The sequence below is a fragment of the Brevundimonas sp. genome (genome assembly GCF_035561115.1).
In the GTDB taxonomy this organism is placed as follows: domain Bacteria; phylum Pseudomonadota; class Alphaproteobacteria; order Caulobacterales; family Caulobacteraceae; genus Brevundimonas.
On the sequence record NZ_DATMYH010000113.1, the window covers coordinates 1 to 14,773 of the forward strand.

Here is a 14,773-nt window from a genome sequence, read left to right on the forward strand (position 1 = left end):
GCTTCAGCCTTCGCCGGAGCAGCCTTGGCTTCAGCCTTCGGAGCCTCGGCAGCCGGCGCGGCGGCGGCGCCTTCGGTGACCACGCCCAGCACGGCGCCGGGGGTCACGGTCTCGCCGTCGGGGGCCTTGATCTCGGACAGGACGCCGTCGGACGGCGAGACGACCTCCAGCGAGACCTTGTCGGTTTCCAGCTCGACCAGGACCTCGTCCTTCTTCACGGCGTCGCCGGCCTTCTTCGTCCACTTGCCGATGGTGGCTTCGGTGACGGATTCGCCGAGGGCGGGGGTCAGGATGTCGGCCATGGGACGGGCTCTCTCAGGTTCGTTCGTTTGTCATCCCGGAAACCGCAAGACGGCTGTCCGGGGCGGGATCAGGCGAAGGCGTCGGTCAGGAAGGCGTCGAGTTCTTTCAGGTGCCGGCTCATCAGGCCCGCGGCGGTCGAGGCCGAGGCCGGACGGCCCACATAGCGCGCCCGTTTCGACTTCACGGAAAGCTTCTCCAGCGTCAGTTCGATCCACGGATCGACGAAGGTCCAGCCGCCCATGTTCTTGGGCTCTTCCTGGCACCAGACCAGTTCGGCGTTGGGGAAACGGGCCAGTTCGGTCATCAGCGACTTCATCGGCCACGGATAGAATTGCTCGAGCCGCATCAGATAGACGTCGTCGACCTGGTCGCGTTCGCGCCGCTCCAGCAGGTCGTAATAGACCTTGCCCGAGCACAGCACGACGCGGCGGACAGCCTTGTCCGCGACGATCGAAATCCCCGAAACCTCGGGCCGCGTCTGGGCGTCGTCATGCAGCACGCGGTGGAACGAGCTGCCCTCGGCCATGTCGGCGAGGGTCGAGACCGCCTTCTTGTGCCGCAGCAGGCTCTTGGGCGTCATGATGATCAGCGGCTTGCGGAACGGCCGGTGCATCTGGCGGCGCAGGATGTGGAAATAGTTGGCCGGGGTCGAGCAGTTGGCGACCTGGATATTGTCCTCGGCGCACTGCTGCAGGAACCGCTCGAGCCGGGCTGAGGAGTGTTCCGGTCCCTGACCCTCGTAGCCGTGCGGCAGCAGCATGGTCAGGCCGCACATGCGCAGCCATTTGCGTTCGCCCGAGGTGATGAACTGGTCGATCACGACCTGGGCCCCGTTCACGAAGTCGCCGAACTGCGCCTCCCACATGACCAGGGTGTTGGGGTCGGTCAGGGCGTAGCCGTATTCGAAGCCCAGCACCGCCTCTTCCGACAGGGCGGAATCGATCACCTCGAACTCGGCCTGGCCCTCGCGCAGATTGTTGAGCGGGACATAGCGGGCCTCGGTCGTCTGATCGACGATGCCCGAGTGGCGCTGGGAGAAGGTGCCGCGCACCGAATCCTGGCCCGACAGCCGGACCGGGAAGCCCTCGTCCAGCAGCGAGCCGAAGGCCAGGCTTTCGGCTGTGGCCCAGTCGATGTTCCGGCCCGTCGTGATCATCTCGCGCCGGCCATCGATGACGCGTTTCAGCGTCTTGTGCATGTCGACGTCATTGGGAATGGTCGTCAGGCGGTGACCGAGGTCGGCCAGTTTCGCCGCCGGGACCGAGGTCTCGCCGCGGCGCTCGTCGCCCTCGGGCAGGCCGATGCCCTGCCACTGACCGTCCATCCAGTCGGCCTTCCTGGCCTCGAAGGCCTTGCCGGCGTCGAATTCGGCGTCGAGGAAGGCCTCGAACCGGGCGACCTCGGCATCGACGGCGGCCTGGGTGATGACGCCTTCCCGGATCAGCCGCCCGGCGTAGATCTCGCGCGTCGACGGCAGGGCGCGGATCTTCGAATACATCAGCGGCTGGGTGAAGGTCGGATCGTCGCCCTCGTTGTGGCCGAAGCGGCGGTAGCAGAACATGTCCACCACCACGTCCTTGTGGAATTTCTGCCGGAACTCGGTGGCCACCTTGGCGGCGAAGACCACGGCCTCCGGATCGTCGCCGTTGACGTGGAAGATCGGCGCCTGGACCATCAGGGCCACGTCCGACGGATAGGGCGAGCTGCGCGAGTTGCGCGGGCTGGTGGTGAAGCCGATCTGGTTGTTGACGACGAAATGCATCGTCCCGCCGGTGCGGTAACCCTTCAGCCCCATCAGGGCGAAGCATTCGGCCACCACGCCCTGGCCGGCGAAGGCCGCGTCGCCATGGATCAGCAGGGGCATGACCTTCGACCGGTCCAGCGCCAGCTGTTCGCCGGGATCGCCGGCCTTGGCCGCATTGGCCTCGCGGATGTCGAAGGCCTGTTTCGCCCGCGCCTTGCCCAGCACCACCGGATTGACGATCTCGAGGTGCGACGGGTTGGCGGTCAGCGACAGGTGGACGGTGTTGCCGTCGAACTCGCGGTCCGACGAGGCGCCCATGTGGTATTTGACGTCGCCCGAGCCCTCGATGTCCGAGGGCACCGTCGAGCCGCCCTGGAACTCGTGGAAGATGGCGCGATAGGGCTTGCCCATCACCGCCGCCAGGGTGTTCAGCCGCCCGCGGTGGGCCATGCCGAACACCACCTCGTCGACGCCCAGGGCGCCGCCGCGCTTGATGATCTGCTCCAGCGCCGGGACCATGGCCTCGCCGCCGTCCAGGCCGAACCGCTTGGTGCCGGGGAAGCGTTTGTGCAGGAAGCGTTCGAAGCCCTCGGCCTCGATCAGCTTGTTCAGGATGGCCAGCTTGCCTTCGCGGGTGAAGGCGTTCTGCTCGAACTTGTCCGGGCCCTCGAAGCGCGCCTGCAGCCAGGATTTCTCCTCCGGCTCGGCGATGTGCATGAACTGGATGCCGATATTGCCGCAATAGGTGCGGCGCAGGATGGCCAGCACCTCGCGGATGCTGCCGGTCTGCAGGCCCAGCACGCCGTCCAGATAGATGGGACGGTCCAGGTCGGCTTCGCTGAAGCCGTAGAATTCGGGCGTCAGTTCGGGATTGTTGGTCGCCTGCTCGATGCCCAGCGGGTCCAGCGTCGCCTGCAGGTGGCCGCGGACGCGATAGCTGCGGATCAGCATCAGGGCGCGGATCGAATCATGGGCCGCGGCGCGGATCGCCTCGGCCGGGACGGCGGGGGTCGAGGCGGCGGCAGCGGGGGCAGGCGCGGCGCCCGGCCTCTTCGGGTCCGGCTTCGGCGCCGGCCAGCGGCCGTCGAACACCCCGGTCGCCTCTGTGGGCTCCTGGGTGACAGAACGGCCCCAGGACCCGGCGGCGCCTGACGCGCGCACGCTGTCGGCGTTGTCCCGCAGCTGATCGAAGAAGGCGCGCCACTCTGCGGAGACGGAGGCCGGATCGGCGGCCCATTTCCCGTGCAGGTCCTCGATGAACGAGGCGTTCGAGCCATACAGGAAGCTGGTCTCGGCAAAGACCTGGTTCAGCCGACCGGCATCGTCCGCCATCGTATCGTCACGTCCCTTGGCGGTCGCGCGCACCCCTGCGCGGAACCGGCGCCGCTGATATAGGCGCTGTTTCCTTATGGGTCATGACCGAATGGGGGCGAAAGGGTCGAAATTCGCTCAATTCGGGTGAAATTCGTACGTTAGTTGTCCCGGTGCCGGGACACGACGCGACCTCTTTTCCGACCGTCATCCTCGGGCTTGACCCGAGGATGAGACCGTCCGGTGCGCCGTCGCGGCAGCACTGGCGCGGTCGCGGGGGCCGCCCCGCACGCACAGCCCGCCCTTGCCTCTGATCCTCGGGTCAAGCCCGAGGATGACGGCCGGAAAGGAGAGGCGACGGCGGGGAGGAGCGGCGCCGTCAGCCCTTGAGGACCTCCACGAGCGTCGCGCCCAGCCGCGCGGGCGACGGCGAAACGCGGATGCCCGCCGCCTCCATGGCCGCGATCTTGGACTCCGCGTCGCCCTTGCCGCCCGAGACGACCGCGCCGGCGTGGCCCATGGTGCGGCCCTTGGGGGCGGTGCGGCCGGCGATGAAGCCGACCATCGGCTTGCTGCGGCCCTTCTTCGCCTCGTCGATCAGGAACTGGGCCGCGTCCTCCTCGGCCCCGCCGCCGATCTCGCCGATCATGACGATCGACTGTGTCTCGGGGTCGGCCAGGAACAGCTCCAGCACGTCGATGAATTCGGTGCCCTTGACCGGGTCGCCGCCGATGCCGACGGCCGTGGTCTGGCCGAGGCCCTCGTTGGTGGTCTGGAACACCGCCTCATAGGTCAGGGTGCCCGAGCGCGAGACGATGCCGACATTGCCCTTCTTGAAGATGGAGCCGGGCATGATGCCGATCTTGCACTCTTCCGGGGTCAGGATGCCGGGGCAGTTGGGGCCCAGCAGGCGGGACTTCGACCGGTCCAGCCGCGCCTTGACGCGCACCATGTCCAGCACCGGAATGCCCTCGGTGATGCAGGTGATGAAGGGCACCTCGGCCTCGATGGCCTCGAGGATGGCGTCGGCGGCGCCCGCCGGCGGCACATAGATCACCGAGGCGGTCGCGCCGGTGGCCTCCTTCGCCTCGGCGACCGAGGCGTAGATCGGCAGGCTCTCGCCCTCCGACCCGTGCCAGATCTCGCCGCCCTTCTTGGGGTGCACGCCCCCGACCATCTGCGTGCCGTAGTAGCGCAGCGCCTGTTCCGTGTGGAAGCCGCCGGTCTTGCCGGTCAGGCCCTGGACGATGATCCGGGTGTTGCGGTCGACGAGAATGGACATTTCAAAGGTATCCGGAAGGCGAAAGGAGTGGGCGCGCGCGACGGGTCAGTCGAGGCGGGGCAGGAAGTAGATCAGGGTTGAACCGGGCCCCGAGCGATCGAGGCCCACCATTTGCATCTGGCCTGTCTCGGCCATGGCGAGGAACTCCGCATCCGTGAGGCTTCGGGCCGGGGCGCGCCCCTCGGGCATCTGAAGCCAGGCATAGGCCTCGGTTCCGCCGCTGCGGACGGGGGCAAAGCCCATCCGTTCGCGCAGTACGGTGTTCAGGGCGCGATGGTCGGTCGGCCGGGCGCTGACGCCGCAGAAGTCCATTACCAAGGTTTCGCCGCCGACCCGACGGGTCATCTTGCCGGTCATGACGAAGCTGATGTCCGTGGCGTTGCTGCGCATGAAGCCGGTCGTTTCCGAGCTGTTGCGCATCCGGGGCACCATGCCCGCCGGTACGGGAGAGAAGCCGGCCTCGGCCGCAAGGGCGGCGGCGCGGGCCCGGTCGCCCTGTGCGGCCACGCAGACCTGGTTCAGGGTCGCGATCAGGTCGATCGGAGGGGCGACTTCCTGAGCCGATCCGTTCGGCGGGCCGGCGAGCGCCGAGATCAGGGCAGTGACGAGGAGGAACATCGCTCAACGCCCCGGAAAGTGGTTGAAGGAAAGTTCAAGAACGCCGGGCGTGGGAAGGTAGGTGGCGTGGATCGTGTCGTCATCGGCCAGACGCCAGCCGCTGACCACCATGCCGGGAGGGCCACCCTGATAGCCGCTTGTGTCTAGGGGTTGCGGCGCGTTCTGCCTGGAAATCAAATCCGAAACAGAGCTCCTCCATGAGTCGGCGTCCGTCCGGAATTCAACGCTGCAGATGATCTGCTCGTCCGATTGGCGCGACACTCCGTCGGCGTCCTCAGGCTCGGACCGCGCGGGAAAATGCGACAGGCGCACCTCGCCCTGGGCCGAACGGAACCCGGTGATCCAGTCCCGGTGCAGCTCCGGGCGTTCCGGATAACGGAGGGCGGGCCAGCCCTTCGCCAAGGCCCAGGCTTCGAAGGCCGCACGGTCGCCCGGCGAGTCAAGGCAAGTGCTCTGGAACACCGCGACAGCGTCGCCAGGGTCGGATTGCATCGCCGCAGCGGGCGAGGCCGAGATCAGCATCACCAGAGCGAACAGCATCAGCCGACCGCGGCCACGATCTTCTGGGCGGCGTCGTCGAGGTCGTCGGCGCTGGTGATAGCCAGGCCGCTCTCGTTCAGGATCTTCTTGCCCAGCTCGACATTGGTGCCCTCCAGACGCACCACCAGCGGCACCTTCAGGCCCACTTCCTTGACCGCCGCGACCACGCCCTCGGCGATGACGTCGCAGCGCATGATGCCGCCGAAGATGTTGACCAGGATGCCCTGCACGGCCGGGTCGGCGGTGATGATCTTGAACGCCGCCGCGACCTTCTCCTTGGACGCGCCGCCGCCGACGTCGCAGAAATTGGCCGGCTCCTTGCCGTACAGCTTGATGATGTCCATCGTCGCCATGGCCAGGCCGGCGCCGTTGACCATGCAGCCGATGTTGCCGTCCAGCGCCACATAGGCGAGGTCCCATTCCGAGGCCTCGATCTCCTTGGCGTCTTCCTCGGTCTCGTCGCGCAGCGCCTTGATGTCCTCGTGGCGGAACAGGGCGTTGCCGTCGAAGCTGACCTTGGCGTCCAGCACCCGCAGATGGCCGTCGGTCATGACGATCAGCGGATTGACCTCCAGCATCGACATGTCGGTGTCGACGAAGGCCTTGTAGAGGATCGGGAACAGGGTCTTGCCGTCCTCGGCCGCGGCGCCGTCCAGCTTGAAGGCGGCGTTGATCTTCGCCACGTCGTCGGCGGTGACGCCGGCTTCCGGGTCGATGACGATGGTCTGGATCTTCTCGGGCGTGTCATGGGCGACGGCCTCGATGTCCATGCCGCCCTCGGTCGAGACGACGAAGGCGATGCGGCCGTACTGGCGGTCGACCAGCAGCGAGCAGTACAGCTCGCGGTCGATGTCGGCCCCGTCCTCGATATAGAGGCGGTTGACCTGTTTGCCGGCGGGGCCGGTCTGGGCGGTGACGAGGGTATTGCCCAGCATCTCGCGGGCGTTCGCGACCACCTCCTCGATGGAACGGGCCAGGCGGACGCCGCCCTTGGCGTCGGGGCCCAGTTCCTTGAACTTGCCCTTGCCGCGGCCGCCGGCGTGGATCTGTGACTTCACGACATACAGGGGTCCGGGCAGCTGCTTCGCCGCCGCTTCGGCCTGATCGGCCGAGGTGATGGCCACGCCGGCCGCGACCGGTGCGCCGAAGCCCTTCAGGACCTGCTTGGCCTGATACTCGTGAATGTTCATGGATGCCGCCTTCGGGGGAGAGTCGGCGTGCTTATAGGACCCGCGCCTTCGCAGGTGCAACCGGGGGCGGGTTGAAGTCCTGTTCGGCTGGCCGAAATGGTCGAAATCCCCGCACCTGGACTGGTCGAAATCGCCGCGAACTAGTCGACCCAGTCCCGCTTCAGCGTCCGCGAGGCCCCGATCAGCAGGACCGAGGCCAGCAGATAGAAGCCCATGCCGGTGTAGATGGCCCAGCGCAGGCTCTCCTCGCCGAAGCGGGGGGCCAGCAGGTCGCTCATCCAGCCGAAATAATAGAAGCCGACGGCGATGCCGAGCAGGTTGTTGATCAGCAGGAACAGGGCCGAGGCGGTCGAGCGCATGGGGGCCGGGACCAGATGCTGGATCGAGGCGGTGATCGGCCCCAGCCAGGCCAGGTTCAGCCCGGTGGGGATCAGGAAGATCAGGAAGGCCAGGACCAGCTGCTGGGCGTTGCTGCCGCCGCCCGGGATGACGAGGCCGATCAGCCATGGCGAGTTCATCGCCAGGATGAACATCGGCGCCGAGATCAGGAAGGCGATGGCCGGGGTCAGGGGATAGGCCCCCTTGCCGCGCTTCGACAGCCTGTCGGCGATGGCGCCGCCCAGCCAGATGCCCAGCGTCCCGCCGATCAGGGCGATGCCGGCGTAGTACCAGCTGGTCTGGGACAGGTTCAGGCCGAAGCTGCGCATGAAGAACAGGGGCAGCCAGCCCGCGACGCCGTAGCCGCACACCGAGGACGAGGCCGCGCCCAGCGCCAGCAGCCAGAAGCTCGGCTTGGGGATGACCGCCGAGGCGGTGCGGCGCGCGATCGTCAGCGATATGCCGATGACCATGGCCAGCAGGCCGCCGAAGGCGAAGACCAGCGGATTGCCCAGCGTCAGGCCGGCGAAATGGATCAGGGCCGCGAGGGTCAGGGCGCCGGCGCCGATCCCCAGCATGATGAGGGCCGCGATCGCGCCCGTCTTGCCCGACCCGACCACCGGCGCGGCGGCGATGACCGCCAGCTCGGCCTCGGTCTTGGCCGTGTCGGTCCCGCCCCGCGTGGGGTTGCGCACCGTGAACAGAAGCACCGGCGCCAGCAGCAGGCCCAGCAGGCCGACCACGATGAAGGCCATGCGCCAGCCGTAGGTCGCGGCCAGCAGGCCTCCGACCAGGGTGCCCGCGGCCGTGCCCAGCGGAATGCCGAAGGCGAAGCCGGCCAGGGCCCGCGCCCGCTGGTGCGGCGGGAAATAGTCGGCGACGAGGGAATAGGCCGGGGCCACGCCGCCCGCCTCGCCCACGCCGACGCCCATGCGGAACAGGAACAACTGGGTGAAGGATCCGGCCGCGCCGCACAGGGCGGTGAAGGCGCTCCACACGGCCAGGGCGCCGGTCATGATCCAGACCCGGCTGAAGCGGTCGGCCAGCCAGGCCAGGGGAATGGCCAGGGTCGAATAGACGCTGGCGAAGGCGATGCCGCCCAGCAGGCCGAACTGGCTGTCGGACAGGCCGAACTCCGCCTTCAGGGGGGCCGCCAGGATGCCGATGATCTGCCGGTCCAGGAAGTTCAGCATATAAACCAGGATCAGGATCGCCAGGACGTAGAAGCGATATCCGGGCCGAACGGCGGGCGCGGCGGCGTCCGTGGCGGTCATGGCGTTTCCCTCGACTTGGTCTTCTTGTCAGCTGGACGGTAGCGGCGCTTTCGGGCGACGCCAAAGAAAAAGGGCGGCGGCTCAGGAGAACCGCCGCCCGTGATCAGATGCGATCAGGCTTCATCAGTCCTGACGGATCAGAACTTGACCTGCACCGAGGCGGTGATCGTCCGCGGCGGGCCGTAGTAGCCGATCAGCGAGTTGTTGAACGCCGCGCCCGGGAAGTTGTAGCCGCCGACGCGGTATTCCTTGTTGTTCAGGTTCTTGCCGTACACGCCCACGGTGAAGCGGTCGGTCGGGTCCGTCCAGACGACCGACAGATCCACCAGGGCATAGGCGTCCTGGTCCAGGATCGGGTTCGGGAACTCGAACTGGCTGTAGTCGTCGCGGTAGCTGACCGACGGCGTCACCGTCAGCTCGCCGCCGTCCATTTCGCCGCGCCATGTCACGCCGAAATAGCCCGTGTATTTCGGCGCGTTCTGCAGAACGACCTGGCTGGAGATGTCCTCGAAGGAGGCGGTGGCCAGGTTGTAACGCAGGAATTCGTCGAACTGCGAATCCAGGTAGCCGAGGGCCAGGTTGGCGGTCAGGGAGTCGCTGACGACCAGCTGGGCCTCGAATTCGGCGCCGGTGAAGGTCGAGGAGCCGACGTTGTCGACGAAGCTGGCGATGCCGGTGGTGACGCCGCCGACCACGATCGGAACCTGGGTCGTGACCTGCTGGTCCTGGTACTCGTTGTGGAACACTGCGGAGCTGAAGAACAGGCGGCGGTCGAACATCGAGCCTTTCAGGCCCAGTTCGAAGGAATCGACCGTCTCGGGGTCGTAACCGTCGACCGTCTGCGGTGTCGAAGTGGCGTCGCCGCGCATGTCGAAGCCGCCCGATTTGAAGCCTTGCGAGAAGGATGCATAGCCGGTGATTTCGTCGGAGAAATCATACGACAGCGAGACCTTGGGCGTGAACTGGTCGAACGACCGGCTGCGGGTGTAGTTGGTGCGCGCCGCGCCCAGGGTGGGCCGGGCCGTACCGCCCAGCAGCGGGCTGCGCGTGGCGCCGAGGTAGTTGGCGCGGAACACCTGGCCGGTCTTTTCGTCCTGCGTATAGCGGGCGCCGAGGCCCAGGTGCAGCCGGTCGGTGATGTCGAAATTGATGTCGGTGAAGGCGGCGTAGCTCTGCGTCTCGACCGAGCCCTGCGTGCCGATCACGATCCCCAGATTGCCCGCGATCGTATCGAAGGCGCCCGAGGCCGTGCCGTCCAGATAGAAGACGCCGGCCACGCCCTGGATCCGGTCGTAGTCGAACAGGAACTGGAACTCCTGGGTGAACTGGTCATCCGAATAGACGGCTGGAATATCCAGCGTCGGCGCCGGAGTGTTGTCGAAGTCGATGACCGTGTCCGTGTCGCCGTCCCGGTACGCGCTGATCGACTTGAAGGTCCAGTGGTCGTTGACGTCCATCTGGACCGTCAGCGCCAGGCCCTGATTCTCCACGGAGTTGCTGTCGCCGATGCCGGCATAGGTGTCGTAGACACTGGCGGGCACGCCTGCGCCCGGGCCGACCCCCGCGACTTCGCGGTGGCCGTGGCGGGGGTTGGAATTGTCCTCGACCCGGTCATAGGCCAGGCGGACCATCATGTCCTGGCGCGGCTCCCATTCCAGGCTCAGCCGGCCCGCCAGGACGTCCTTGTCATAGACGTCGGCGCCGGTGTTCAGATTCGTGCCGTAGCCGTCGCGGTCATAGCTGGCGATGGCGCCGCCGATGCGGAAGGTGTCCGACAGCGGGATGCTGCCCGAGGCCAGCAGGTCGATCTGGTTGTAGCTGCCGTAGGCGCCCTTCAGCGTCAGTTCGGGCTCATCCGACAGGCGGGCCGTGACGTATTTGATCGCGCCGCCGATGGTGTTGCGGCCGTACAGCGAACCCTGGGGACCGCGCAGGACCTCGATGCGCTGGATGTCGAAGATGTCGAGCACCGCGCCCTGGGGGCGGGCGACGTAGACGTCGTCGACATACAGGCCGACGCCGGGCTCGAAGCCCCACAGCGGATCCTGCTGGCCGACGCCGCGGATGAAGGAGATCAGGGTCGAGTTCGAGCCGCGGGCGACCTGGACGGTCGCGTTCGGCGTCTGCTGCTGCAGCGCGGTGATGTCGGAAGCGCCCGTTTCCTCGAGGCGTTCAGCGCCGAGGCTGGAGACCGCGACCGGAACGTCCTTCAGCGATTCCTCGCGCCGGCGGGCGGTGACGACGACGTCGTCCAGGGCGGATGCGCCTTCCTGGGGCGTGGCGTCCTGGGCCATGGCGAAGGTGGAGAGCGCGCTCCATGCGGCGCCGGCGAGCAAGACGGTCTTTACGTAGCGATTCATGAGTAGCCCCAATCCAGTGATTTCCAGCCCGAGACGCTTTTATTCAGCGTTCAATGATTTTCGCGGAACGTAATCGTTTTCGGCCGCCTGTCAAACGGCGCAGCTTCCCGGACGTCAGGGGCCGTCGACCTGTGGCGCCGTTGCACAGGCGGGGGAATGCGGCCTAGCTTCGCCGCATGACCAAGCTCGATGCGCCGACCGCCAGACGCGGACGTCCCCCGAAAGCCAAGGCGGCCGGTTCGGCCGATACGCGCGACCTGATCCTGGACGCCGCGGAGGATCTGTTCTCGAAGCATGGATTCTATGGCGTCACGATCCGCGAGGTGGCGCGGGAGGCCGGCGTCGATACCGCGCTGGTGCACTACTATTTCGGGGCCAAGCGGGGCCTGTTCGACGCGGTGTTCCTGCGCCGGGCCGAGGTCTGGAACAACGAGCGGGTCGATGCGGTCAACCGCTACGCCCGCGACGCCGGCGAAGGCGGAATGACGCTGGAGGGGTTGCTGGAAGCCTTCCTGAGGCCGCCGTTCCAGTGGTCGCTGAAGGGCGGACCCGGCTGGAAGCACTACTCCGCCCTGGTGGCCCAGACCAACGCCAACCCGACCTTCGGCGGAGAGACCATGGCCCGCTATTTCGACCCCGCGATCCGGCGATTGATCGAGCTGATCAAACAGATCATGCCCGAGGCGCGGGAGGTGGATCTGTACTGGGCCTATCACAACCTGTCCGGAGCCCTGACCCTGACCCTGGGCGAGACGGGACGGCTCGACCGGCTGTCCGGCGGCCTGTGCCGGTCGGGCGATCTGGAGAGCGCCTGCGATTATATGGTGCGGTTCGCGGCGGCCGGGTTCCGGGCGGTGTGCGGGCCCCGCGAAGACTGACCTCGGCCGTCGGGCGGGGCCCCGGCGAAACGCGATGCCCGCTTCATTCCGGGTCCGTTTCGTGGTCTCAAGGGCGGATCGCCAGAGCACGGCGCGAGGGGGCCGTCCAGCATGAGCGCGACCGAGACCGGGTCCCATGTGGTGCGCATCGCCATCGACAAGCGGTTGTTGCGCGGGATCGTTGTCGCCTTGGCCGGCGGGGTGCTCCTGGCCTTGACCGGGGCGTTTGGCATGCACGACGTGTCGCTGGGATTCCGGCTGGCGTATTGGTCGCCGGTCATGCTCATGGGCGCCCTGTGGGGCCATCTGTGCTCGCGGCTGGTGGAACGGCGCCTGGACATCGACGCGCGGCCGTGGCTGTCGGTGGCGGCCCTGACGCTGGTGATATCCGGGCCTCTTGCGGTCATGGTCTGGGCCGTTACGGGCTGGTTCTTCGATGACGACCGGTCGGTGACGCTGTCGCGACTGCCGGACTTCCTCGGCCCGGTGCTGGTGGTGACCGGGACGCTGAGCGCGCTGAACGTCTTTCTGGGGCGGACGCCGGTGCAGACCCATGCGGCGGCGGCGGGCGACAGGCCGGCCCGCTTCCTCGACCGGCTGCCGTTCAAGCTGAGGGGGTCGGTCATCCGGGCCGTCCAGTCCGAAGACCACTATCTGCGCATCCATACCGACCGGGGCTCCGACCTGATCCTGATGCGGCTGTCCGACGCCCTGACCGAGCTGGAGGGGCTGGAAGGGGCGCAGACGCACCGAAGCTGGTGGGTGGCGAAGGACGCCGTGCGCGGGGTGAGCCGGGGCGACGGGCGGGCGACCCTGACGCTGGAAGGCGGGCTGGAGGCGCCGGTGAGCCGCCGGTACGCCAAGGCCCTGCGCGAGGCCGGCTGGTATTAGGCATCCTTTGGGGCCTACCGCGCTTCGCGCTACTCGAGGCCGTCTCCCCATTCCCTACCCCGCCCAGATCCCGTGGAAGCCGGCGGGCAGGGCCACGTCGGCGCGCCAGGTGGCGACCGGGCCGTCGGCGACGCGGGCGGCGTCGAAGGCGTGCAGCTCGGTGACGCCCTCGCGCAGGTTGATCGAGGGCGCGATCAGCCAGGCGTCGGTTTCGTCCGGGCCGCGGGGCACGATGACGGCCTCCTCCATGATCTGCGTGTCGCCGAAGTTGAAATAGTCGGACCGGCCGCTGTCCCAGTCCCAGGTCGCAAGGCCGGTGGGCAGGGGACGGTCGGGGCGTTCGCCTGCGACGTGGACGGTCAGGCGGCGAGGCCGGCCGGCGCGACGGGGGTCGCTCTTGGGGAACTCGGCGGTGACGCCGCTGGTCGCCAGCTCGGCGCGGCCGTCCGTGTGCAGGGTGACCAGTTTCAGCACGGCGTGTTCGCCGGGCACGGACCCCCGCTGTTCGACCAGCACGCGGGCGCCCTCGATGGCGAAGGCGACATCCTTGCCGGCGGCGACGTCGAAGCGGATCGTCCCCGACGCATCCTCCCAGGCGTCGCCGAGGTGGAAATAGCTGAAGGCCGGCAGGTCGAAGATGCGGCGGCGCGACAGGTCGGCCTTGTCGACGACCATGATCTGGGTGCCGAGCTCGGGCTTCCAGGCGAACTGGCTGGCGTAGGGCATGCCGCGGTGGTCGAAGACCCAGGGCTGGAGCACCAGGATCAGGTGCCGGGCCGTGGCGGTGAAGTCATGCATGAAGCTGGCGCGGGGCAGGTCGATGAGCTGGGCCGCGTTCAGGCTGCGGTCGGCGTTCAGGCGCCAGACGATGGCCTTGCCGCCGTTCAGGCCAATGTTCCAGATCGTGCCGTCGGGATCGTAGCGGGGGTGGGCCTGGAAGGGCATGCCCTTGAGGTCGTCGCGCAGGGTGACGAAGCGCCGGGTGGACAGGTCCGAGGCCGACATGGCCATGGGCGAGCCGCCTTCCCACAGGGCCCAGACCTCGTCGCCGGCCAGCATGACGGCGGTGTTGGCGGCGTTGACGTCGTCATTGGAGCCGACGCGGGCGCGGGCGTCGCCGGCGGTGCCGAAGCCGGGCGAGACGACGGCGCCGATCTGGCTCTCCCAGCGACGCTTGGGCGTGTCGGCGAAGCGGGCGTCGAGGGTGACCTGGCCGTCGTTGACGCGGAAGGCCCGCATCAGGCCGTCCCCGTCGAACCAGTGGGTGGCCGAGCCGCCCGGGCGGCGGAACTTCGCAGGGCCGTTGCGGAACAGGGTCCCGGTCAGGCCCGCCGGGGCGCGGCCGTGGACGAGGCGCATGGCCCGGGGCGCGACGTCGGTCTCGAGGTCGGCGGTGGCCAGGGCCCAGTCGGCGGAGGCCTGCATGGCGGCCATGGCGCGGACGGTCTCGGGCGTCACCACGGCGGCGGAGAGGGCGGCGGCGCCCATCAGGAAGTTGCGGCGGGAGGCGATCATCGGATTCTCTCTTTGTTGGGCCTATCGCGCTTGGCGCTGCTTGAGGCCCGGCCCTATCGGATCGTGATGGTCTGGGCGGTCTCGCCCGAGACGGGGAAGCGGGCGCGGGCCCAGCGGGCGGGACCCATGTTGCCGACGGCGTTGTTGGAGAAGGCGTAGGGCTCGACGGGGATGCCGAAGGGGTTCTTGTCCATCTCGCCATTGCCGTTGACGTCGTGGAAGGCCTTCACGGCGTAGTCGCCTGCGGCCAGGTTCTCGAACCGGGCGACCACGGGGCCCGAGGCGGGGACGGCCAGGTTGGCGACGGCGGGACCGCCCTCGTAGGCGACCTCCGAATTGTACAGGCCGATCATGACCGAGCCGGTCCGGGCGCCGGTTTCGAAGGTCAGGACCAGGCTGGAATCGGCGGGGCCGGTCCGGGTGGTCAGGAGCAGCAGGGCGGCGGCGAGGGCGATCATGGGGCGGGTCCATTGAAGAGAGCCCGACGAC

12 protein-coding genes are annotated in these 14,773 nt (G+C 68.1%); 2 read left to right on the forward strand and 10 right to left on the reverse strand.

Annotated features, from left to right (window positions below; genetic code table 11):
- The 8 genes from VN378_RS15635 to VN378_RS15670 form a co-directional block, all read right to left on the reverse strand.
- Positions 1-302 (reverse strand): biotin/lipoyl-containing protein (locus tag VN378_RS15635; protein ID WP_325744484.1); only part of this gene is annotated, 302 nt, incomplete at its 3' end.
- 68 nt (positions 303-370) lie between these two features.
- The gene (locus tag VN378_RS15640) at positions 371-3,379 is read right to left on the reverse strand and encodes a 2-oxoglutarate dehydrogenase E1 component (RefSeq protein WP_325744485.1); all 3,009 of its coding nucleotides are present in this window, start codon (positions 3,377-3,379) and stop codon (positions 371-373) included.
- Between the two features lie 358 nt (positions 3,380-3,737).
- Positions 3,738-4,640: a succinate--CoA ligase subunit alpha gene (sucD, locus tag VN378_RS15645; protein WP_325744486.1), complete on the reverse strand. Its 903-nt coding sequence runs from the start codon at positions 4,638-4,640 to the stop codon at positions 3,738-3,740.
- Positions 4,641-4,685: 45 nt separating this feature from the next.
- Positions 4,686-5,258, reverse strand: coding sequence for a hypothetical protein (locus VN378_RS15650; protein ID WP_325744487.1), 573 nt, complete (start codon positions 5,256-5,258; stop codon positions 4,686-4,688).
- Positions 5,259-5,261: 3 nt separating this feature from the next.
- Positions 5,262-5,798 (reverse strand): hypothetical protein, encoded by a 537-nt coding sequence (locus VN378_RS15655; protein WP_325744488.1) that lies wholly within the window; start codon positions 5,796-5,798, stop codon positions 5,262-5,264.
- A complete protein-coding gene (gene sucC / locus VN378_RS15660; protein WP_325744489.1) occupies positions 5,798-6,988 on the reverse strand; it encodes an ADP-forming succinate--CoA ligase subunit beta in 1,191 nt (396 codons plus the stop codon). Before sucC ends, VN378_RS15655 begins: the two co-directional genes overlap by 1 nt.
- A gap of 140 nt (positions 6,989-7,128) precedes the next feature.
- Positions 7,129-8,640 (reverse strand): MFS transporter, encoded by a 1,512-nt coding sequence (locus tag VN378_RS15665; RefSeq protein WP_325744490.1) that lies wholly within the window; start codon positions 8,638-8,640, stop codon positions 7,129-7,131.
- A gap of 137 nt (positions 8,641-8,777) precedes the next feature.
- Positions 8,778-11,000 (reverse strand): TonB-dependent receptor, encoded by a 2,223-nt coding sequence (locus VN378_RS15670; protein WP_325744491.1) that lies wholly within the window; start codon positions 10,998-11,000, stop codon positions 8,778-8,780.
- Positions 11,001-11,176: 176 nt separating this feature from the next.
- Between VN378_RS15670 and VN378_RS15675 the strand changes: the two genes are divergently transcribed.
- Positions 11,177-11,878, forward strand: a complete 702-nt coding sequence (locus tag VN378_RS15675) for a TetR/AcrR family transcriptional regulator (protein ID WP_325744492.1) — start codon at positions 11,177-11,179, stop codon at positions 11,876-11,878.
- Positions 11,879-11,989: 111 nt separating this feature from the next.
- Positions 11,990-12,769 carry a LytTR family DNA-binding domain-containing protein gene (locus tag VN378_RS15680; RefSeq protein ID WP_325744493.1) on the forward strand — a complete coding sequence of 260 codons (780 nt, stop codon included), beginning with the start codon at positions 11,990-11,992 and terminating at the stop codon, positions 12,767-12,769.
- Positions 12,770-12,823: 54 nt separating this feature from the next.
- Here the strand turns inward: VN378_RS15680 and VN378_RS15685 are convergent, their stop codons facing one another.
- Positions 12,824-14,284, reverse strand: a complete 1,461-nt coding sequence (locus VN378_RS15685; protein WP_325744494.1) for a carotenoid oxygenase family protein — start codon at positions 14,282-14,284, stop codon at positions 12,824-12,826.
- Positions 14,285-14,337: 53 nt separating this feature from the next.
- The coding region (locus VN378_RS15690) for a DUF2141 domain-containing protein (protein ID WP_325744495.1) at positions 14,338-14,773 on the reverse strand (436 nt) is incomplete at its 5' end.